Origin of the sequence: Providencia sp. 2.29 (genome assembly GCF_015832305.1) — a bacterium.
In the GTDB taxonomy this organism is placed as follows: Bacteria; Pseudomonadota; Gammaproteobacteria; order Enterobacterales; family Enterobacteriaceae; genus Providencia; species Providencia stuartii.
Window position 1 is genome coordinate 749,605 of record NZ_CP065420.1, and the last position, 22,393, is coordinate 771,997.

Below are 22,393 nucleotides of genomic sequence, written 5' to 3' on the forward strand. Positions count from 1 at the left end.
TAATTAAAATTACAGACCAAAGTCTGCTGGTGAAAAGCCTAATGCAGTTGCAATATCACGTACCGCGGCTTTCTCATCATTGTCAAAATCACCATCACTTTTGGCGACCGCAATACCAACGCGGATAGCTAACTGAGCGGCTTCAGGTTGATCTTTTAGTGCAAGGATGTATTTCATTGTTTCACCCTTGCCAATTTCTGAGTCGAAATCAAAGCTTGTAATGAGCTTATTAAAAAACTCAATCACTTCAGTGGTATCAAAAACTTTTAACTCATCAGAGGCTTTTAAGAAGCCAAGCATTTTCTGCTTCTCTTCAGAGCTAACGCCATCGCTGGCAATAGCAATACGAGCACAAACAGCCACGGTGCCTTGCATAAATTTTTTGTTTTTAAAACGACCGACTTGTTTGGTTAACTCTGCTCGGCCTGTATTCAATGCATCTTTAACTTTATTGAAAAAACTCATGGTATATCCCCTAATTTCCTTTTGATTATTTAGAACCGGTAGTCCAGCGAAACCCCCAGCCAAAGGCGTTATCCATATCTTTATGACCTTTAAAGAACTGGTTGATACGCTCAACTTTGATAGCGCCTTGCTCGTTCACGAGTCGCGCGATAGCGCACATGCCGCGACCATTATTTCCTTCGGTTAAACGTGTTTCAATTGGTGGTTGATCTGGTACATGAATAGTGACCACACCGTCCGTTTTATCCCAGCTTGGTACACCTTCGTAAATAAAGGCGTAAATCAGTATTTGCTTGATATTTTTCCACTCACGACCATTGATATATATCCATTCGCCACCTGAAACATCACCAGTGCGGTCATCCCCTTGTAACTCGACGAACGGTGGAGAATTAAAGAAGCCGAAAGTGTTTCCAAGCGCTTGGATAACCCCTTTTTCACGGTTCTGTAGCTCAACAAATGCACCTAAATCAAGGTCAATTCCTTTATTTCCACCACCAAATAAGCCACCTAAGAAGCCTGTTGACCCAGTATTACTACCACGGTGCCAATCAAGGTTGATCCTTATCTTCCCAAAATCGTCTTTTTTAACGAGGCTAATTGAAGGTTTTTCTTTAGTTAGAGACACTTTGCTCAGATTCACGGAAGCCGGAGCAGGGGGCGGTGTTGGTGTTGAGGCTGGTGCTGGAGTGGGTGTCGGTGTATCTTCAACATCAACACCAAAATGCTCAGCGAGAGGTTTTAGTCCACCATTAAACCCTTGAGCAATAAAGCGGAACTTCCAACTGTCATTACGGCGATAGAGTTCACCGAGAATTAATGCCGCTTCTTGGCGTCCATTAGTTTCCACCGTGCCGTTTAACAAAACTTCATTATTAGCATCAACTTGAATAGCAAGACGCTGCAAGCCAGCAATGGTTTGGTTGCCGTCACAAGTTGCTGTAAATGCAACTTTTTGCACACTAGGGTGTAAACGATTTAAATCGACGGTAAAGAGGCTATTGTTGCCTTCAGGACGAAAGCTAATGGTTTGATCATCATTCGTTGTTTGACCATAAAAAACCATATCCGCATCGTTTTTAACTTTACCTGTATCGTATAAACGGAAAGCCGAGGCATCAACAGCCATGCCAGATTGAATACGGATCGTCAGGGTTTGAGAAGGAACGGTAGCATTAGCACCTGGAGTCATATTCATGGGCGTACCACCACATTAACGATGTCAGATTGCATATCTTGAATAGTGCGACCTGTAGAAGGCGAACCGTGAGCGGTGAAATCCCACTGACCGTTATTACGACGCAAAGAAGCAATAATGATCCCTGTATGTGAGCCTTGTTCCGTTAATTTATAGTTTGCCAGCTCCTTTTTAGTAGCGTGATCAACAACGCGGCAAAATGCGTTTTCGACTTCATTGAAGGTTTGACCACGGAAGCTATTGACTGTGAATGCGAGGTATTCGGTATTGGCTGGCAGTTTATTGAGTTCTACAAAAATGGTTTCATCATCGCCATCACCTTCACCGGTAAGGTTATCGCCTGAATGAATGACAGAGTTGCAGCTTGATTTTAATTTGCGGAAAGAGACTACATCAATTTGCTTTCCTTGTGCATCAAGTAAAATGCAGCTAGCGTCCAAATCGATTGAATTACCGCCACCAAAAAGCCCACTTAAAAATCCTTTTTTCTTAACCTGAACCGGATCCCAGCCCAAACCAAACATCAGATGATTCAACGCAGGTGCTTGCTTGCTCAGGGAGATGGTTTGATTTTTGCTTAATGAAACCATAATAAAATTCCTTCAAAGTTACGATGAAATAGTGGTTTTTACATAACTAAAATCCCAAATATAAAGTTAATCATATCATGATGAAGTAGTTGGGCAACGCTATTTTTTTCAATATTATTTCTTTTTATTTTAACGTGTTGAATATAAATGATTAATTTATTTTTAGTATATTGATTAATGAGATTTTTCCGAACTAAATGTAAATATATGTAGTTCTAAACTATTAACGGTAATAAATCACAATATGATTGACATGTTGCGGTTTAAATCGCATTATTGCCGATCTTATTATTGGGTGCTTCGGATGGATGTAGGGATTGATGAACAGTAAAATATGGTTTATGGAAGGCTTGTCTTCGCAGCGAGACCTTATTCAAGGTGCTCGTGAGTTTGCTCAACAACAACTGAAAAACATAACGATATTTGCTTCTCATCGTCATGCCCGAAATGAAATTTTATCTCAGGCCGACTATGCACGATTAGAGCCAGAAGATAGTGCTGAGCGATTGGCATTTATCACTCGGCTGGTTGAAAAAGAGAAAATATCGGCAATCCAAGCTGGCCGAAATAGTGAATGGTTTGAATCTCACCGCCAGCAAATTGAGTCTCTTGGCGTTAAATTAACAACGGGGGCGATGAGTGTTAGTGCACTTCAGTTAGCCGATGATAAATATGCTTTTGCACAATCAATGGAAAAGCACGGTTTGCCCGTTGTCCCCTCTATTCAGATTGACTCAATTGATGAATTAAAAGCATTTATCGTGAATAACCCTTTTAAAAATGTGCCATTATGTGTGAAACCTATTAAAGGGATTTATGGTATGGGATTTTGGCGTTTTGATGATTCCGTTTCTGCTATGGCGGCATTTACTCACCCTGAGAGTCGTCGAGTTAACCCTCGCCTCTATTTGCAAGCGATGGAACAAGCAGACGGCTTTGAACCTTTAGTCTTAATGCCTTATTTGCCGGGGCCTGAATATTCGGTAGATATGGTTGTCGAACAAGGTCGTGTTATTGCTGCGGTTGCTCGTCGTAAAGAAGGCTCTTTGCAGCACTTAGAAAACTCAGGGGAAGCTTATGAGTTAGGCTGTGCTTGCGCGCAAGTGATGCAAGCCGATGGGATTGTTAATGTGCAAACACGCAATGATGCTCAGGGGAACGCCGTTTTGCTTGAAATCAATATGCGTCCTTCTGGTGGAATAGGTTACACACAACATAGTGGTATCAACCTACCTGGTATTTTTGCTTTGCGGCAGCTTGGTTTAATTAGCCAAGAGGAAGTCGTTGCTGAAAAAGCAAAATTCACACCTTCGATTATACGGCCTATCACAAATTCAATCAGTTATAGTTCAATAACAACCAATTTAATCAGTACGGATAAAAACTAATAATGAAGAGTACGACTGAGCCTGTAGTTTACCGCCGCAATCTGACGACTGGCACTTTGAGTGTTATTCCCACTTGTTCTTTGGACACGCTAGATGAACTCTTTGAAATCGCAGAGAGACGTAACCCGAAACGTGCCTTTCTATTTGTGAGTAAAGTGTTGGGCAGGCATATTCCTGTCCAGCCAAAATTGATGCGTAAAACATATCAGCAATTATGCCAACAATTTCCGTCAACACTTGAAGGGCCTGTTTTATTTATAGGCATGGCAGAAACCGCCGTGGGGTTAGGGGCTGGCGTGTTTGATGAGGCGAGAAAACATTATAAAGATTCTGTCTATTTGACGTCGACGCGTCATCCTGTTGAAGGGGGTGAGTTATTGTGTGAGTTCAAAGAAAATCACAGCCATGCGACGGATCATCTGCTTTATTTACCCCATGACCCTGAATTAAGACGCCGTGTATTGCATGCGCAAACCGTTGTCCTTGTTGATGATGAGGCAACCACGGGAAATACCTTTATTAATTTACTTTGTGCTTTACGTGACGCTGGCGGTTTGACTGAGATTAAACAGGTGCTAGCCGTCACCTTAACCGATTGGAGTGGTGACGCTTTACAAGAGCGTAGCCCCTTACCGATACGTACTCTATCGTTAGTGCAGGGGCAATGGCAGTGGCAGCAAAATAAAGATGCGCCTGTCCCCATCATGCCAAATGTGAATATTACAGGAACAGGTCATTTCCCAATTACAGGTAAGCAAAGTTGGGGAAGGTTGGGGATAGCAGCACCGGCTGGAGATTTGGGCCGCCATATCCAAGCCTCTTCCGACGAAAAAATATTGGTGCTTGGCTCAGGGGAATTTGTTTGGGAACCCTTTTTGTTAGCAGAGAGGTTAGAGCAACAAGGTGCGGAGGTAAAATATAGCTCCACAACGCGTTCACCAATTTCTGTTAATTATGCAATTCAATCTGCTATTGCCTTTAAGGATAATTACGGCTTGGGGATCCCTAATTTTGTTTATAACGTTGCCCATCAACATTTCTCACGCATCATACTGTGCATCGAAACACCCAAAGAGAGTGTGGACCCCGTACTACTTGAAGCACTGAATAAAGTGGCCCCAATAGTTGAGGTATTAAGTTATGAGTAGGCCGGTGATTTTTACCGATTTAGATGACACTTTGTTTCAGACCCGGCGGAAAATGGTTGATGAGCTAGACTTAATGCCTTTTCAGGTTGGCGCCTTAGACAGAGACCTAGAGCCACGTAGCTTTATGACCCAAGAGCAAGCCATGCTAGTGGATTGGATGATTGAAAATGCTGATTTGATCCCTGTTACCGCACGTGGAACGGAAGAGATCCGCCGTGTCACCATCCCCTTTCGTTCTTGGGCCATTACGACACACGGGGCGGTGATCTTAAATCCACAGGGTGAAGAAGATAGGCAGTGGCGAACACAAATATTAGCGAGCCTGCAAAATTACACTGAACAACTGATCCAGATGCAGCAAAAGATCACCGCGTTAATGGCCGAACGCAATATCGATGCTTGGGCACGAATTAATTATGAATATGATAATACGCCCATTTATTTGGTTATGAAGCACCGCGATAGCACTAAATTAGATGAGTTGTATGCCATTGGCGATGAAATTGAGCAGCTATTTTCAACCAAAGGTTTCTATATTCATCGTAACAGTAACAATATTGCTTGGTTGCCTGAGTCGATAGAAAAAGGGCATGCGGTGACTTATTTACTTAATAAATTGAGAAGTGAACGAGGCGTTTTTCCTGTGATTGGTTTAGGTGATAGTTTAAGCGATCATCGTTTTATGAAGCTGTGTAGTTGGTTTGGAATGCCAAAACAGAGTCAGTTTGCTGCTCAAATTAATACAAAGATTTTTGAGGGATTAGACGATGCGTGATTTTGAACCTTTTTCTGGTAGCTATTTGCCTGATGATGTCCATTTTTTGTTGCAGCCCGTCACCATCGAAATGACACCTGTTGAGCTAAAAGAGCAACTTATACAGTCAGGGGCAAAGCACTATTCAGATATGCTAAGTCAAGAGCCTGAACCGACTCCGTGGCACCTTGATTTATTTGCGAAAGCCCTTGATTCAGGCGCGGCACGTTTAGCTAGCGAGGTTGTGATGCTAGCCAAAGCGTTAATTCAGCAGTTCGATAAGACCCCAATTGTGCTGACGAGCCTTGTGAGGGCAGGTGTGCCGTTAGGTGTTATGTTGCAACAAACACTACGTGCGATGGGGAAAGAGTCTTATCACTATGGTATCAGTATTATTCGCGATAGAGGAATCGATACCACGGCATTAGAGTGGATTGAGCGGCGTCATGGCACCGAAGGTATTGTGTTTGTTGATGGCTGGACGGGAAAAGGGGCCATAACCGGTGAATTAGTGCGCTCATTAACGGGGCGTGAGGGCTATCCTGCGCAGCCTAGACTCGTCGTACTAGCTGATCCTTGTGGGTGTGCATGGTTGTCTGCGAGCCATGATGATTGGTTGATCCCATTTGGTATCATGGGAGCACCTGTTTCAGGGTTAATTTCACGCTCAATATGGACTGAATCAGGCTTTCATGGCTGTGTTAAATGTGATCATTTAAGCCAATTTGAGTGCAGCCGCCTGCTTGTCGATACCGTTGCTAAACAACGAGATGCTTTAGAGATGGCTTCAATTGCCACACCGTCTCCAAACTCCCCATTATGCGCATCGCTCAAACAGCGTAGCGAGCAGGTAATCAACACGTTGGCAGAGCAATACAGTATTACCAATATTAACCGTATCAAACCAGGGATTGCAGAGGCAACTCGTGCGGTATTACGTCGTGTTCCCGATCATGTTTTAGTGCGCAAAATGAGTGATCCTGATGTCGCTTTGTTGGTTTATTTAGCACAACAGAAAAATATTACTATCACTGAGGTTGGCAATGACATCGGCCAATATCGTGCAGTAACGATTATTAAGAAGGTAAAGTAATGGAGCAGAGACTCTCACCTTGGAAACTAGGTGCTACGCTTTATATGCCAGCAACACGTACTGATATTGCTGATGTTATTTTGAATCACAAAATAGCAGGACTACGTTCATTAATCATCTGTTTAGAAGATTCGGTGAGTGAATCGGATATTCCTCTGGCGCTAAATAACCTGCAAGCTTTACTACTTGAATTATCTGAAGTTAAAAAACAAACGGGTAATCAGGCGTGGCCGTTAGTGTTTATTCGCCCAAGAGAGACGGAAATGGGTGAATGGATAGTGCAACATCTTGATCTCAGTGCAATTGACGGTTTTGTACTGCCAAAATTTACCCAAGAATCACTCCCGGTCTGGTGGAATATCATCGAAAATACACATTTGTGCATGATGCCGACACTGGAAACAGAAGAAGTCTTTGATGTAATACAAATGACTGAACTTGCAAATCATTTACTAGTACACCCTTGTCATGAGCGAATTATTGCGCTACGAATTGGTGGAAATGATTTAATGAATGTGATTTCATTGCGACGTAATCGCCATTTTACGTTATATGATGGACCGATGGGGTATGTGATCAAAATGCTCGTTGCGGTTTTTGGCTCCCGTAATTTCTTTTTAACGGCTCCAGTTTGCGAGCATATCGACGACCATCAAATCATGGAAAAAGAGTTGATGCTTGATATTGCTAATGGCTTAGTGGGGAAAACGGCGATCCATCCTAAGCAGATCAGTAAAATAGAACAAGCACTGATGGTCTCTCAGTCAGAACATTCGGACGCTTTACGTATTTTGAACTCAACCCAAGCGGTGTTTAAATCTCAGGGCGCTATGTGCGAGCCTGCGACTCATCGGCGTTGGGCAATCGGTATTTTAGCTCGTTCAAAAATCTACGGTATCGCACAAGAGCAAGGCAAAATAGGTTCACCACGTTTAAATGCAACACAATGATGAAGTTGATGATTGACGTTTTAAATAATTCGATAGTATAGGAAGTATGGCTTGTGTTATCGACATTATTTTAAGTAAAATCGTTAGTTGGGTTGAAAATGGTTATCATACATGGATTTTCGCATGTTATCGCCAATAGGTGAGTTTTCTTTTGATATAATATATGTTATTAATATTTAAAGATATTATCATATATAAGTATCAAATCTATTTTGTATCCTTAATTTTCGATTTTATTCAAGTAAGTGACAACAATCATGCAACTCAGTACTCGCCAAATCAGAGTTTATACATTAGCCGCGCTTTTAAGTCCGGGGAAGCCAGTTGCTACGACAAAAATAATCTCTTCGCTAGAATGCTCAGAGCCAACGTTGACACGCGTATTGAAAGAGCTGCGTGAAGCTTATGGCGCAGAGATAAAATACAGTAAATCGAATCGTGCTTATCAAATGACCGAAAGAGGGCAATTGGATAATAAAACGATCCGTCGCATGCGCGAAGCATTAGTGGCTAATGAAGAAAGAATGCATCAAGAAATTACTAGTCGGGTAAGATTAGATAAAGACAAAAAGAAGTCAGTTTCATTGTCATTAAAAATGCTTACGTTAAGAAAGATTGACCGACTATCACGTTTAAATAAATCAACTCGTAGTGATGCCGTTGAATTACTGGTTGATAATTTTATTGAGCAGCTTATTCAAAAAATCTCCGCAGAAAATAAAAAAAGCTAACTTATTAAGTATATCTATTCGTTATGCTTTAAGTTATCGCATTGTTAATGATGCTTTTCCCTAATGTGGGCGAGAAATATAGTCGAGGCGTATCATTAGCATTCATTGAGATTTACTGAATTATGATTAATCCGAATAATAGCCGACTAATTTTAGTCGGCTATTTTTTTACTTAATTTTCAAATATTAACGGGATTGTTCTGATTGCCTTGCTACGAGTACTAAGTGCAATATTGATTGAATTCATGTTGAGATGCATTAAGATATTGTATAAATAAAAAACATAATTTTGAATAGGACTCATTCATGCGCCGATTGCCCGTTTATCTTTTACTTGATACCTCTGGTTCTATGCACGGAGAGCCGATTGAAGCGGTGAAAAATGGTGTGCAAACGCTGTTATCGACACTAAGACAAGATCCTTATGCACTCGAAACAGCCCATGTATCCATTATTACCTTCAACTCAACGGCACAACAAATTGTTCCATTAACCGACCTTATCAATTTTTCCTTACCTGATTTACAAGCGAGTGGCACGACAGCATTGGGAGACGCTCTCTCCGTTGTGGCTCACTGTATCGAAAATGAAGTGCAAAGAACAACCGTAGAGTCAAAAGGTGATTGGCGTCCGTTGGTATTTATTATGACGGATGGGGCACCAACTGATGATTGGAAGGCCGGATTAAACAAATTTAAAGCAGCAAGAACGGGGCTCGTCATTGCTTGTGCAGCGGGGCAATCAGCACAAACAAAAGTGTTAAAAGAGATCACCGAGGTTGTTCTTCAGTTAGATACCGCGGATTCAACGACGATTAAGTCTTTCTTTAAGTGGGTATCTGCAAGTATCTCCGTAGGTAGTCAGAAAGTGGATTTGAGTAAAAAAGATATTGCTGATCTCAATGACTTACCACCACCGCCACCAGAAGTTAATGTGGTACTTTAAAAAGGATTAATTTATGTCAGTTAGCTTAAAGAAAGGCCAAGGCGTCAGTTTAAAGAAAAGTGAATATGATCTTTCCTCTGTCACCATTGGGCTGGGTTGGGATATTAAAGAAGAAAAAAAAGGTTTTCTAGGAAGTCTTTTCGGTAAACAAGAAGAGTACGACTTAGATGTCATTGCTTTTTTATGTGACGCTAATGGTAAGGTTGCAGATTTAGGCAGAATGGAAGGCGGTCAAGCATCTCTTGTTGATGGCGACATTATTTTCTTTAATAGCCTAAGACATAAATCAGGGCAAATTTGGTTGACGGGTGACAACCGTACAGGCGCTGGTGATGGTGACGATGAACAGATTATCGTAAAACTGAACACCCTCGATGACAAATATGCCAAAATTGTCTTCATTGTGCAGATTTATAACGGTAAGCAGTTACAACAACATTTTGGCAAAGTACAAAATGCGTTTATTCGTGCAGTCGATGCGAAAAATGTTGAAATGGCGCGTTTCGATTTATCTGGTGGTGCAGAATTTAATCACCAGCGCTCTATGCTTTTTGCTGAGTTGGTCAGAGAAGACTCTGGCTGGAAATTGAATGCGATAGGTCAACCTTCAGACTCAGATTCATTCGTCTCTTATTTGAAGGATTATTGCTAAATGAGAAGGTTACCCGTTTATCTTTTGATTGATACATCTGGCTCAATGCGAGGTGAATCAATACATGCCGTAAACGTTGGGATCCAAGCTATGCTTAATGCACTAAGGCAAGATCCTTACGCATTAGAGAGTGTTCATATCGCGATCATCACCTATGATAACGAAGCACGTGAATTTATTCCTCTTACCGCATTAGAAAACTTTCAATTTACCGATATTGTCGTGCCTAGCTCTGGAGGGACCTTCACTGGCGCTGCATTGGAATGCTTAATTCAATGTGTTGATAGGGATATTAGACGTACTGACGATACGCAAAAAGGGGATTGGCGACCTTTAGTTTTTTTAATGACAGATGGTACTCCGTCAGACAGCTATGCTTATACCGAAGCCATTAAAGAAATCAAAAAGCGTTCTTTTGGTTCCATTATTGCTTGTGCCGTGGGGCCAAAAGCAAAACATGACCACCTGAAACAGCTAACCTCTCAAGTCGTTGCACTTGAAACACTCGACTCGAATGCCTTTTCCGGTTTCTTTAAATGGGTTTCAGCGAGTGTCTCTTCAGGGAGTTCCAGCGCAGGTATTAATAGTAATCAGGATACCTTGCCTCCTCCACCTCCTGAAATACAACTTGTATTATAGGAATAAAGCAAAGTTTCATTATGAAACTTTGCTTTTATTGGGCTATCCACTGTTTGATGAACAACAGGACAGCTTGAAAGGAATTTACTTGTAATAAGGTTTAGTGATGAGAAGACTGCCTATTTTCTTCGTGCTTGACTGTTCTGAATCCATGGTGGGAGAAAACCTAAAAAAAATGAATGATGGTCTACAGATGATCGTCAACGATCTCAGAAAAGACCCTCATGCATTAGAAACAGCTTGGATTTCCATTATCGCTTTTGCGGGTATTGCTAAAACAATTGTGCCGTTAACGGAAGTTGTTTCCTTCTATCCACCTCAATTGCCCATAGGGGGTGGAACCAGTCTTGGTAGCGCCCTGAAAGAATTATCCTATCAAATAGATACTCAAGTCCAAAAAACCACTTATGAAAGAAAAGGGGATTGGAAGCCTGTGGTCTATTTACTGACAGATGGGCGACCTACCGATAATGTGGCACCGGAAATTCAGCGTTGGAAAGAAAAATATGCCTCTAAAGTCAATTTAATTGCGATTGGCTTAGGCGCCTCTGCCGACTTAAACGTATTATCGCAATTAACGGAGAACGTTTTATTGTTTACGGAAGCTCAGGAAGGGGATTTTACTAAATTTATCAAATGGATTACGGCATCCGTTGTTTCCCAAAGTCGCAGTGTGGGCGATGAAGCACCACCACTATTGCATAAGACAGAGCAAGTGGTGCGGTTAGCTAAAGATGAAATTGCGGCAAGTTATGATGATACTTGCGTCACTTTTGTCGGGCGTTGTAACCGTTCTAAACGGCCTTATTTGATGAAATATGAACGTCCACCAACACATCTACCTAACCTGAACTTCAAATTGAACCTCAGTCACTTTAACCTTACAGGGTGTTACACAATTGATGAAAGTTATTTTGCGTGGAGCGATGATAGCGCGAATATGTCACAAGTGAACACTAGCGAGCTAAATGGTACGCCAGGTTGCCCATATTGTGGTAATGCGACCGCTTTCGCCGTCTGTGCCTGTGGCAAATTACTCTGTGTCAATGGCCCTGAATCTGTCATCTGTCCTTGGTGTGAAAGGGGGATCTCTTTTAACAATAGTGATGACCAGTCTGATTTTGATGTGACTAGAGGAAAAGGGTAATGGATCAAAATGCACTATTGATTAAATTGCTGCTAGAGCACGCAATTAGAAATCGTAATATGCCTATTTCTGAAAGCGCTTTGGTGGCAATTTATGAAGATAAACAGATAGCTGAAGCCATTTTTAACATTCTTGAGCAAATCCAAGAAAAATGTGCAGATATTAAAGAGCAGGCACAGTTCGCTGATAGGTTGAATGAGTGCCAATTCAGTGATTCACAACTGACTCTATTATTGCCTTATTTGCAAAGCCAGTCACAGCAGGTCACCGAGCCTGTATCTTTGGAAAAAGAGCCCGTGCTTAAACCGGGGCAGATCCCCGCAGCAGGCAATGCGAATATCACGAAAGAACCCGTTTCTCTGCCTCCTACTGCGAACATTGTGATCGCAAATGGGCGAGTTGGGCTTGCCTTTAATTCTCAAGTTCAAGTGTTATTGAGTAATGGTGAAACGGCAACCGTTGAGCGTGTCGATTTTTCAGATGAGATTGGCGTTACCTTTGATGCTGAAACATCAATGTTATCAGGCGTACCAACACAAAGTGGCAACATTAAGATGTCGGTAGTTTGGTCAAGTGAAGGCCGAGAGCCTTGTACCACAGAGGGGATTTTTATTATCAATCCTGATCCTCGTAGTCTATGGCAAATTAATGAGCCACCAGCAGATAGCCCTTACCCTAAAAAGCATATTGACCATCAAATTATTTCAGAAGGCCCATTGCGTATTGCAGCAGCAAGCCGCCGTGGTCGCTCTCATGAACACGCTGGATCATTTCGTGATGATGATTTTTATATTCACCATGATGATAAAAGTGGTTGGAGCTTAATGATTGTTGCTGATGGCGCAGGCAGTGCAAAAAACTCACGTGAAGGCTCACGTATTGCGGTCAATACATTCGGTGAGTACCTTAACGGGCGGTTATCGAGTGCTAGCGATGAAGAAAGAGCACAATTTATGGGAGCGCTGACGTCATGGGATGCGGAATCAACCAAATATATCGGTGCCTACTTTGCTAAGTTGTTCCATAACGCAGCACAATTGACGATCAATAATATTAAAAATGAAGCTATTCACGTTGATCAACCGATTAAATCATTCTCAACGACGCTACTGGCGACGGCTTCAATGCGTGTTGGCGATGAGTTATTCGCGGCTTCGTTTTGGATGGGGGATGGGGCAATTGCTGTTTATGGTCCAGCAGGTAAAGTACGTCTTCTTGGTGTACCCGACAGTGGGGAGTACGCAGGGCAAACCCGTTTCCTCGATGAGAGTGAAATCAATGATAACGACTTTAATCGGCGGATCGGGATTGGTAAATGGCCTGAAATCACTCACCTGATCCTGATGACTGATGGGGTTTCTGATCCTATTTTTGAAACCGATAACGGCCTGAAAGATCCACAGCGATGGGATGATCTTCTTGAGCAAATAACGCCTTGTTTAGAAAGCCCTGTAGAGGCTGATAAAAAGCTTGCCGAATGGTTAAATTTTTTCTCAGCAGGTAATCATGATGATCGCACCATCATTGTTGCTTGGTAACCGTTCTGAAATATAAATTTGGTGGTTTTTATGGCAAATATTATTACCTGTACAACTCAGGATGGGAAAACCGTTCAATACGTTGACGAAATTATTGGTTCCGGCTCCATGAAGGATGTCTATTTTTCGCCAGACAGATCCTATGTCGTCGCATTTTATAAAACGCCCCAAAATGCGCAAGCGCTTGAACGTATTGATATGATCACAGGGCAATACAGAAAAAATATTTTTGAGCAAATTGGTGGTGAATACTGGAAGGGTTTGTTTTGTTGGCCAACCGATATTGTGAAGCATGAAGGTAAGGTTGGTATTGTTGTTCCAACTTATCAATCCCATTTTTTCTTTAAATATGGCTCTAAGAATAATGACTTCCTAGCGATTAAAGGCCGTGAAAAAGAAGGAAAGTGGTTTGCCAGCGCAAATAATCAAAATAAATTCTTAGATCCGCGTGAACGCGGCAATATGCTGAATTACTTGAAAGTGTGTCTTTTGTTGGCAAGAGCCGTTCGCCGAATGCACGCTGCGGGTCTGTGTCACAGTGATCTAAGCTATAAAAACGTGCTAATCGACCCTGAACAGGGGCATGCGTGCGTGATTGATATTGATGGGTTAGTGGTTCCTGGAAAATATCCCCCCGATGTGGTCGGTACACCAGATTTTATTGCACCGGAAGTGGTCAAAACGGCTCATTTAGCCAAATCCGACCCAAATCGTATTTTACCGAGTATTACTACAGATAGGCATGCGTTATCAGTTCTGATCTATATGTATTTATTTTATCGACATCCACTGCGTGGCGGTAAAATTCATGATATGGATGATGAGATGAATGATGAAAGCTTATTAATGGGGGAAAAAGCGCTTTTTATTGAACACCCTACCGATAGAAGTAATGCCGTTAAATTGAATCAGGTTAAACCTTCATCTTTGCCTTGGGCTGATCCTGAAAAAATCCCTTATACCGTGATGGGGCCTTATTTAACGCCGTTATTTGAAAAAGCGTTTATTACTGGTCTGCACGAACCCTCTCTCAGGCCTACTGCGGATGAGTGGGAAACGGCACTAGTAAAAACTGTCGATCTCATTCAGCCGTGTCAAAACCATGATTGTGAGCAGCAATGGTATGTTTTTTCTGGGAAAATGCACCCTGTTTGCCCTTATTGTGGCACTGCATACTCAGGTAAATTACCGATCTTAAACCTATACTCTTCACGTAAAGCGGGAAATTATCGACCAGATGACCACCGGTTGATGGTATGGAGTGGGCAATCACTTTATGCTTGGCATGTTAATCGACTTATTGCGCCTAATGAGCGAACAACGGATGAGCAAAAGAAACGTGTTGGTTATTTTATTTTCCACAATAACCAATGGTGGCTAGTGAATGAACGTATTGATGGCTTGATGGTATTACCAGAAAAAAGACAGATACCTATTGGCGATAAGATTGCATTGACTGATGGCTTGCAGTTTGTGTTATCGACAGAAGAAGGCGGCCGACTAGTCGTCGTTCAATTAATTTCTAATGATTAGCTGACTTATCTCACACACTAGCCACAGAGGCCCCCCTTCTGTGGCTATTCCTATTTTTCCCACAACTTTTTCTGATAATTTCTAGCCATTATACGCTTTTGTTAATAATTCAAGATTAGAGCTAGCAGAGTCTCAAGAGGCTCGCTAAGCTATATCACAATGATTTTTCACATGACGATGTTGTGGTGGCGAGTGAAGTGGTATTGGGCCTCACATTCACCGCAAAACGGACAAAAAGGATAGCAAATGGCAAATTCAATGGTACGTGTTGCAATTGTTGGTGCAGGAGGGCGCATGGGGCGTCAGCTTATTCAGGCAACACAAAATCAAGAGGGTATCCGGTTAGGGGCGGCAATTGAGCGCGTCGGTTCATCATTAGTTGGAACGGACGCGGGTGAGCTTGCGGGAGTCGGCAAACTGGGTATTGCTGTCGTTGATACATTGGATAAAGTTGTTGATGATTTTGATGTCGTGATTGATTTCACGCGTCCCGAAGGTACGTTGAATTATTTAGCTTTTTGTCGCGCTAACCATAAGGCGATGGTAATTGGTACAACCGGTTTTGACGATCAAGGCAAACATGCCATCGCCGAAGCCGCTAAATCGATCCCTATTGTGTTTGCAGCAAATTTCAGTGTTGGCGTTAACTTAGTGCTGAAATTGCTGGAAAAAGCGGCGAAAGTGATGGGAGATTACACGGATATTGAGATCATCGAGGCTCACCATCGCCATAAAGTCGATGCCCCTTCAGGTACGGCACTGGCTATGGGTGAGTCGATTGCTCATGCACTAGGTAAAGATCTTAAAGAGTGTGCAGTATATGCGCGTGAAGGCCATACCGGAGAGCGCGAAGCTGGCACAATTGGTTTTGCGACTGTACGAGCGGGTGACATTGTTGGTGAGCACACTGCAATGTTTGCCGATATTGGTGAGCGTGTAGAGATAACTCACAAGGCTTCCAGTCGAATGACCTTTGCTAATGGGGCAATTAAAGCATCTGCATGGGTAGTTGCTCAAAATGCAGGCTTATATAATATGAAAGATGTTCTCGATTTAGAGAATTTATAGATTTATGTTTTAATATTGTTGATGCAAATCATGATGTTATTTACGTATTTGTTGTGATTTGCATTTATTTTTATGTATTTTATAAATTACCTTTATTTCTTACTGTTTAGTTGTTTTTTCTAAGTCTTTTTGCTTAAAAAATAGACTTTCTTCGATACTCTTTCTGCTTTACCATAAGATATTCACTTAATTCAGTTTGCAACCGTTTACTTAGGTACTATTGGTGTTAGTTTTGCTAGCCATCGCACTAAAAATCGGGCTGATCACTAAAAAAGTAACAAAAAAATGAAAAAAATGCGTTTTTTCCTAGACAAGACCTCATCTCATCATTAGAATGCGCGCAATTTGCCAAAAATTTGCTTAAAAACGCATTTTGGCATTGATTTAGATCCTCAAATCTGAATTAATATGCACTAATTGTGATTTATTATTCCCTGGAGGGTGTTTTGATTAAGTCAGCTATACTGGTTCTCGAAGACGGAACCGAATTCCACGGGCGCGCCATTGGTGCTGAAGGGGCCGCTGTTGGAGAAGTCGTTTTCAATACGTCAATGACCGGATATCAAGAAATAATTACCGACCCTTCCTATTCCCGCCAAATTGTTACTCTCACCTATCCCCATATTGGTAATGTCGGCACTAATGCCGATGACGAAGAATCCCCAAATGTTCATGCTCAAGGTTTGATTATTCGTGACCTACCACTGGTTTATAGTAACTTTCGCGGTCAGGAAGGCCTATCAGAATACCTGAAACGTCATAATGTCGTTGCTATCGCCGATATTGATACACGTAAATTAACGCGTTTATTAAGAGAAAAAGGGGCTCAGAACGGCTGTATCATTGCCGGTGATGCACCAGATGCGGCGTTGGCGCTGGAAAAAGCTCGCGCATTCTCTGGCCTAAACGGCTTAGATTTGGCGAAAGAAGTGTGCACGAAAGAAGCATACAGTTGGACTCAAGGCTCTTGGACTTTGGCTGATGGTCAACTGAGTGCGAAAAGTGAAGATGGGCTACCGTTACATGTAGTCGCTTATGACTTTGGGGCTAAGCGTAATATTTTACGTATGCTAGTGGATCGTGGGTGCCGTTTGACTGTTGTTCCTGCAACAACACCAGCAGAAACCGTATTGGCGATGGATCCAGATGGTATTTTCCTTTCTAACGGGCCTGGCGACCCTGCCCCTTGTGACTATGCTATCAAAGCAATTCAAGATTTCTTAAAAACAGAAATTCCTGTTTTTGGTATCTGCCTAGGGCACCAGCTACTGGCGTTAGCAAGCGGCGCAAGTACGATGAAAATGAAGTTTGGTCACCATGGTGCAAACCATCCAGTTAAAGATTTAGATCAAAATGTTGTCATGATCACAGCACAAAACCATGGTTTTGCTGTCGATGAGTCAACATTACCCGACACATTACGTGTGACACATAAGTCATTGTTTGATGGCACTCTGCAAGGTATTCACCGTACGGATAAGCCAGCGTTTAGTTTCCAAGGGCACCCTGAAGCAAGTTCTGGCCCTCACGATGCGGCGAAATTGTTCGATCACTTCATCGAACTTATCCATGAATATCGCCAGAACCAACCTCGTCATAACGCAAAATAATCGGGAGCAGAAAAATGCCAAAACGTACAGATATAAAAAGTATTCTGATTCTAGGGGCTGGCCCGATTGTTATCGGCCAAGCATGTGAATTTGACTATTCAGGTGCGCAAGCGTGTAAAGCACTGCGTGAAGAAGGCTATCGAGTTATTTTAGTCAACTCTAACCCAGCAACCATCATGACTGACCCTGAAATGGCTGATGCAACGTATATTGAGCCAATTCATTGGGAAGTGGTGCGTAAAATCATCGAAAAAGAGCGTCCGGATGCGGTGTTGCCAACCATGGGTGGGCAAACTGCTTTGAACTGTGCACTGGAGCTTGAGCGTAAAGGCGTATTAGCTGAGTTCGGTGTGACAATGATTGGTGCCACCGCCGATGCGATTGATAAAGCCGAAGACCGCCAACGTTTTGATAAAGCCATGAAAAAAATTGGCTTGGATACAGCGCGCTCCGGTATCGCACACAATATGGAAGAAGCCTACGCGGTAGCTGAAGATGTTGGGTTCCCTTGTATTATCCGTCCTTCATTTACGATGGGGGGAACTGGCGGTGGTATTGCTTATAACCGTGAAGAATTTGAAGAAATCTGTACGCGCGGCTTTGACCTCTCACCAACCAATGAGCTACTGATTGATGAGTCGCTCATTGGCTGGAAAGAGTACGAAATGGAAGTGGTACGCGACAAAAATGATAACTGCATTATTGTTTGTTCAATTGAAAACTTTGATGCGATGGGGATCCATACGGGTGACTCTATCACCGTTGCGCCAGCCCAGACACTGACCGATAAAGAATATCAAATTATGCGTGATGCCTCGATGGCGGTATTGCGTGAGATTGGTGTTGAAACTGGAGGCTCTAACGTTCAATTTGCCGTCAATCCCAAAAATGGACGTTTGATTGTTATTGAAATGAACCCTCGTGTATCGCGCTCTTCCGCACTTGCTTCGAAAGCGACTGGTTTCCCAATTGCCAAAATTGCCGCTAAGCTTGCTGTTGGCTACACACTTGATGAGCTAATGAATGATATTACAGGTGGTCGTACACCTGCATCATTCGAACCTTCCATTGACTATGTCGTCACAAAAATTCCTCGTTTCAATTTCGAAAAATTTGCGGGCACGAATGACCGCCTGACAACGCAAATGAAGTCCGTTGGTGAGGTGATGGCAATTGGTCGCACCTTCCAAGAGTCAATGCAAAAAGCATTACGTGGCCTTGAAGTTGGCGCGACTGGTTTTGATCCAAAAGTTAGCCAAGATGATCCTGAAGCACTAACACGTATTCGTCGCGAGTTAAAAGACGCGGGCGCAGAGCGTATTTGGTATATTGCCGATGCCTTCCGTGCAGGACTATCCGTTGACGGTATTTTCAACCTAACTAACATCGACCGCTGGTTCTTAGTGCAAATCGAAGAGCTGGTGCGCTTAGAAGAACAAGTTACAGAGCTAGGCATTAATGGGTTAACCAAAACGTTTTTAAGCGTTTTGAAACGCAAAGGTTTTGCTGATGCACGTTTAGCAAAACTTGTTGGTGTCTCTGAAGCTGAGCTACGTAAACTGCGTCAAGGTTATGGCTTACACCCTGTTTATAAGCGTGTTGATACCTGTGCGGCTGAGTTTGCAACAGATACCGCTTATATGTACTCCACCTATGAAGATGAGTGTGAGTCTAACCCTAATTTCGATAAGCCTAAAGTTATGGTATTAGGTGGTGGTCCAAACCGTATAGGTCAAGGTATTGAATTTGACTATTGCTGTGTTCATGCTTCGTTGGCACTACGTGAAGATGGGTATGAAACCATCATGGTTAACTGTAACCCTGAGACGGTTTCAACAGACTATGACACCTCAGACCGCCTCTATTTTGAGCCAGTTACCTTAGAAGATGTACTTGAAATTGTACGTATTGAGCAGCCAAAAGGGGTTATTGTTCAATATGGCGGGCAGACGCCATTAAAACTGGCTCGTGCCCTAGAAGCAGCTGGTGTACCCGTCATCGGTACTAGCCCAGATGCCATTGACCGTGCAGAAGACCGTGAACGTTTCCAACAAGCGGTTAATCGCTTGAACCTGAAGCAACCACAAAATGCGACTGTAGTGACGATTGAGCAGGCGGTTGAAAAAGCGTCAGGCATCGGTTATCCGCTGGTGGTACGTCCATCCTATGTTCTAGGAGGACGTGCGATGGAAATCGTTTATGACGAATCTGATCTACGTCGCTATTTCCAAACTGCCGTGAGTGTTTCTAACGATGCACCAGTACTACTCGACCGTTTCCTAGATGATGCAGTTGAAGTAGACGTTGACGCAATCTGTGATGGTGAAATGGTGTTGATTGGCGGCATCATGGAGCATATTGAACAAGCTGGGGTGCACTCAGGTGATTCAGCATGCTCATTACCTGCTTATACACTTAGCCAAGAAATTCAAGATGTGATGCGTGAGCAAGTGCGTAACTTGGCATTTGAGTTACGTGTTCGTGGCTTGATGAACGTCCAGTTTGCCGTAAAAGATAACGAAGTTTATCTTATCGAAGTGAACCCACGTGCAGCGCGTACTGTTCCATTTGTATCTAAAGCGACTGGGCTGCCTCTGGCAAAAATTGCTGCGCGAGTGATGGTTGGTCAATCATTAACAGAACAAGGGATGACGAAAGAGATTATTCCTCCTTATTATTCTGTAAAAGAAGTGGTGCTACCGTTTAATAAATTCCAAGGTGTTGACCCAATTTTGGGGCCAGAGATGCGCTCAACAGGGGAAGTGATGGGCGTTGGCCGTACATTTGCGGAGGCTTTCGCGAAAGCAATGTTAGGCAGTAACTCGACAATGAAAAAATCCGGTCGTGCATTGTTGTCTGTGCGCGAAGGGGATAAAACTCGTGTCGTTGATTTGGCGGCTAAATTGCTTAAGCATGGTTTTGAATTGGATGCGACCCATGGTACGGCCATCGTCTTAGGTGAAGCTGGGATCAACCCTCGTTTGGTCAACAAAGTGCATGAAGGTCGTCCTCATATCCAAGATAGGATCAAAAATGGTGAATACGATTATATCGTGAACACTACGGCTGGTCGTCAAGCGATTGAGGATTCTAAGTTAATACGCCGTAGCGCATTACAATATAAAGTACACTATGATACGACGTTGAATGGCGGCTTTGCGACCACAATGTCATTAAGCGCTGATCCAACGGAAAAAGTGATTTCAGTGCAAGAGATGCATGCTCTAATTAAATAATGCAATAAGATAAGTTTAAAACCCTGTCCTTAATCTTAAGTGGCAGGGCTTTTTTATTTTAAGAAAATACTATTGTGTTGCTTCTCTGTGTTTTAATATTTTGTATTCAATATCTTTTATCCACGAAAGTTTGAGATCATGGAATTGCTGGTCGGCAGCATAGAGCGCGGCTCCCCGCAAAGAAAGCTCTCGGAGGTTACTTTGTGGAATGTTGGCAACACTCATTTCTCGGTTGTATTGGCGAAATGACTCTATCTTTTGATCACAGTAACCAAGAGCCGCTTCGGCTATTTGGCTGGCAGGTTGGTCATATTGTCTTGCGATATCAAAAGCATATTGGTCAATACACGCTTTAGCTTCCTCGGCTTTCTCATACCCAGGCGTACTCGGCTCTCCGGTGTTTAGGGGATTTGCTAACCCTAAAGAAGGGAGTAAAAGCAATCCTATACATATTGCTTTCATACTCATTAATTTCACCATTATTATTCAGTGTGGGTTATTCCGCGAAAATTATAATCAGTGTGTTTGTGAAGATAAAGATGATCTAGAAAGAGAAAAAAAGATAAAATTCTTGTCAGAAACGGTTGACTCTCACGTAACGTGAGGCACTAACCTGCACATCAATCACAGGAGGTTCGATATGCTATTTCAAGTGGGTGAGATTGCACAAAAAACAGGGCTAACCATTCGCACACTTCATCATTATGAAGAGATAGGATTACTCGTTCCAACTGCGAGAACCGATGCGGGTTATCGACTCTATAACGTACAGTGTCTCGAGCGTTTAACTCAAATTCAAATGCTCAGACAAGTGGGCGTTAAACTCAAAGACATCGGTAAGATCTTAGATGGCCATAGTGGGAATATGGCGCAATTGTTACAGGAGCGTATTAGCGCGCTTTCTGAACAGATGAAACAGATAGCCAAACTACGCTATCGGTTAGAGCAGCTTCAATTACAAATGCAAGCTGGCGATATTCTCACTCAGGCTGATTGGTTTTCCATATTGGAGATGATGTCTATGTACGACAAGTATTTTACACCGAAAGAATTAGAAAAAATGCCATTATATACGGAGAATACGTTAAAAAGCCAAGAGTGGCAGCAACGCGTAGAAACCGTTAAAAACCTTATGCAAGAAGGTGTTACACCTGACTCTGAACAAGCGCGCAAAGTGTCAGCGGAGTGGATGATCGCTTTAGAGCGTGATACTGGTGGGAACCCTGACTTTTTCGCTAGATTGAATAAAATTCATTTATCGGATAATGAATTTGCATTGTCTTCAGGTATTACTGAGGAAATGATTGAATATGTGGCGAAAGGGTTTAGCGAGCACCAGCTTGCGATTTTTAAGTCTTATTTAACGGATTCACAGTTTGCATTTGTGCGTGAACACTACTTTGAATCAGGTAAAGTATGGCCTGAATTGATTGCGGGCTTATACAGAGCGCAGCAATCAGGTGTATCGCCTGAATCACCAGAAGTGCAATCCTTGGCTAAAACATGGTTAAACATGTTTAATCAATTTACTGGGGGAGACCCTGAATTACAGGAAAAAATTCGTCAAATTTATCGCGAAAACCCTGTTATTTCACAAGGTACGTGGATGACCCCTGAAATTGGTCAATACTTATTTGCGGCCTTAACAGCGCATTAAAATAAGCCATCATAACTAAGTCTAATGCCGCCTCAATGATGAGGCGGTTTT

20 protein-coding genes are annotated in these 22,393 nt (G+C 42.6%); 16 read left to right on the top strand and 4 right to left on the bottom strand.

Going from position 1 to position 22,393, the window contains the following annotated elements:
• Nucleotides 1–9: 9 nt before the first annotated feature.
• Genes I3B46_RS03215 through I3B46_RS03225 form a run of 3 tightly spaced genes read right to left on the bottom strand, consistent with a single transcriptional unit; the run spans nt 10 to nt 2,253 of the window.
• Nucleotides 10–465 (bottom strand): tellurite resistance TerB family protein, encoded by a 456-nt coding sequence (locus I3B46_RS03215; RefSeq protein ID WP_004926805.1) that lies wholly within the window; start codon nt 463–465, stop codon nt 10–12.
• A gap of 25 nt (nt 466–490) precedes the next feature.
• A complete protein-coding gene (locus I3B46_RS03220; protein WP_163761913.1) occupies nt 491–1,663 on the bottom strand; it encodes a TerD family protein in 1,173 nt (390 codons plus the stop codon).
• A complete protein-coding gene (locus tag I3B46_RS03225; protein ID WP_004926810.1) occupies nt 1,660–2,253 on the bottom strand; it encodes a TerD family protein in 594 nt (197 codons plus the stop codon). The genes I3B46_RS03220 and I3B46_RS03225 overlap by 4 nt, the downstream gene beginning before the upstream one ends.
• Before the next feature lie 320 nt (nt 2,254–2,573).
• Between I3B46_RS03225 and I3B46_RS03230 the strand changes: the two genes are divergently transcribed.
• The 15 genes from I3B46_RS03230 to carB all read left to right on the top strand — a co-directional run bounded on the left by I3B46_RS03230 (nt 2,574) and on the right by carB (nt 20,685).
• Nucleotides 2,574–3,641, top strand: coding sequence for an ATP-grasp domain-containing protein (locus tag I3B46_RS03230; protein ID WP_004926814.1), 1,068 nt, complete (start codon nt 2,574–2,576; stop codon nt 3,639–3,641).
• 2 nt (nt 3,642–3,643) lie between these two features.
• Nucleotides 3,644–4,789, top strand: coding sequence for a phosphoribosyltransferase domain-containing protein (locus I3B46_RS03235; RefSeq protein WP_104873000.1), 1,146 nt, complete (start codon nt 3,644–3,646; stop codon nt 4,787–4,789).
• Nucleotides 4,782–5,564: a hypothetical protein gene (locus I3B46_RS03240; protein ID WP_004926821.1), complete on the top strand. Its 783-nt coding sequence runs from the start codon at nt 4,782–4,784 to the stop codon at nt 5,562–5,564. Before I3B46_RS03235 ends, I3B46_RS03240 begins: the two co-directional genes overlap by 8 nt.
• On the top strand, nt 5,557–6,636 hold the full coding sequence (locus I3B46_RS03245) for a cysteine protease StiP family protein (protein ID WP_014656807.1): 1,080 nt from the start codon (nt 5,557–5,559) through the stop codon (nt 6,634–6,636). The genes I3B46_RS03240 and I3B46_RS03245 overlap by 8 nt, the downstream gene beginning before the upstream one ends.
• Nucleotides 6,636–7,586: an HpcH/HpaI aldolase/citrate lyase family protein gene (locus I3B46_RS03250; protein WP_004926828.1), complete on the top strand. Its 951-nt coding sequence runs from the start codon at nt 6,636–6,638 to the stop codon at nt 7,584–7,586. The genes I3B46_RS03245 and I3B46_RS03250 overlap by 1 nt, the downstream gene beginning before the upstream one ends.
• A 257-nt stretch (nt 7,587–7,843) precedes the next feature.
• Nucleotides 7,844–8,317 (top strand): hypothetical protein, encoded by a 474-nt coding sequence (locus tag I3B46_RS03255; RefSeq protein ID WP_004926830.1) that lies wholly within the window; start codon nt 7,844–7,846, stop codon nt 8,315–8,317.
• A gap of 306 nt (nt 8,318–8,623) precedes the next feature.
• On the top strand, nt 8,624–9,262 hold the full coding sequence (locus tag I3B46_RS03260; protein WP_014656804.1) for a vWA domain-containing protein: 639 nt from the start codon (nt 8,624–8,626) through the stop codon (nt 9,260–9,262).
• A 13-nt stretch (nt 9,263–9,275) separates the two neighbouring features.
• A complete protein-coding gene (locus I3B46_RS03265; RefSeq protein ID WP_004926835.1) occupies nt 9,276–9,914 on the top strand; it encodes a TerD family protein in 639 nt (212 codons plus the stop codon).
• Nucleotides 9,915–10,553: a vWA domain-containing protein gene (locus I3B46_RS03270; protein ID WP_004926837.1), complete on the top strand. Its 639-nt coding sequence runs from the start codon at nt 9,915–9,917 to the stop codon at nt 10,551–10,553. It begins immediately after the preceding gene.
• Nucleotides 10,554–10,659: 106 nt separating this feature from the next.
• Nucleotides 10,660–11,700 carry a TerY-C metal binding domain-containing protein gene (locus tag I3B46_RS03275; RefSeq protein WP_014656801.1) on the top strand — a complete coding sequence of 347 codons (1,041 nt, stop codon included), beginning with the start codon at nt 10,660–10,662 and terminating at the stop codon, nt 11,698–11,700.
• The gene (locus I3B46_RS03280; protein WP_102780776.1) at nt 11,700–13,238 is read left to right on the top strand and encodes a PP2C family serine/threonine-protein phosphatase; all 1,539 of its coding nucleotides are present in this window, start codon (nt 11,700–11,702) and stop codon (nt 13,236–13,238) included. Before I3B46_RS03275 ends, I3B46_RS03280 begins: the two co-directional genes overlap by 1 nt.
• 30 nt (nt 13,239–13,268) lie before the next feature.
• Nucleotides 13,269–14,771 (top strand): helix-hairpin-helix domain-containing protein, encoded by a 1,503-nt coding sequence (locus I3B46_RS03285; protein WP_036941869.1) that lies wholly within the window; start codon nt 13,269–13,271, stop codon nt 14,769–14,771.
• 246 nt (nt 14,772–15,017) lie between these two features.
• The gene (dapB, locus tag I3B46_RS03290; protein WP_014656799.1) at nt 15,018–15,839 is read left to right on the top strand and encodes a 4-hydroxy-tetrahydrodipicolinate reductase; all 822 of its coding nucleotides are present in this window, start codon (nt 15,018–15,020) and stop codon (nt 15,837–15,839) included.
• 446 nt (nt 15,840–16,285) lie between these two features.
• Nucleotides 16,286–17,449: a glutamine-hydrolyzing carbamoyl-phosphate synthase small subunit gene (gene carA / locus I3B46_RS03295; protein WP_169342130.1), complete on the top strand. Its 1,164-nt coding sequence runs from the start codon at nt 16,286–16,288 to the stop codon at nt 17,447–17,449.
• Between the two features lie 14 nt (nt 17,450–17,463).
• The gene (gene carB / locus I3B46_RS03300) at nt 17,464–20,685 is read left to right on the top strand and encodes a carbamoyl-phosphate synthase large subunit (RefSeq protein WP_163761914.1); all 3,222 of its coding nucleotides are present in this window, start codon (nt 17,464–17,466) and stop codon (nt 20,683–20,685) included.
• Nucleotides 20,686–20,754: 69 nt separating this feature from the next.
• Here the strand turns inward: carB and I3B46_RS03305 are convergent, their stop codons facing one another.
• Nucleotides 20,755–21,153, bottom strand: coding sequence for a hypothetical protein (locus I3B46_RS03305; protein ID WP_014656796.1), 399 nt, complete (start codon nt 21,151–21,153; stop codon nt 20,755–20,757).
• Nucleotides 21,154–21,325: 172 nt separating this feature from the next.
• Here I3B46_RS03305 and I3B46_RS03310 point away from each other — a divergent pair, with 172 nt between their 5' ends.
• A complete protein-coding gene (locus I3B46_RS03310) occupies nt 21,326–22,342 on the top strand; it encodes a MerR family transcriptional regulator (protein WP_104872996.1) in 1,017 nt (338 codons plus the stop codon).
• The last annotated feature ends 51 nt before the right edge of the window (nt 22,343–22,393 follow it).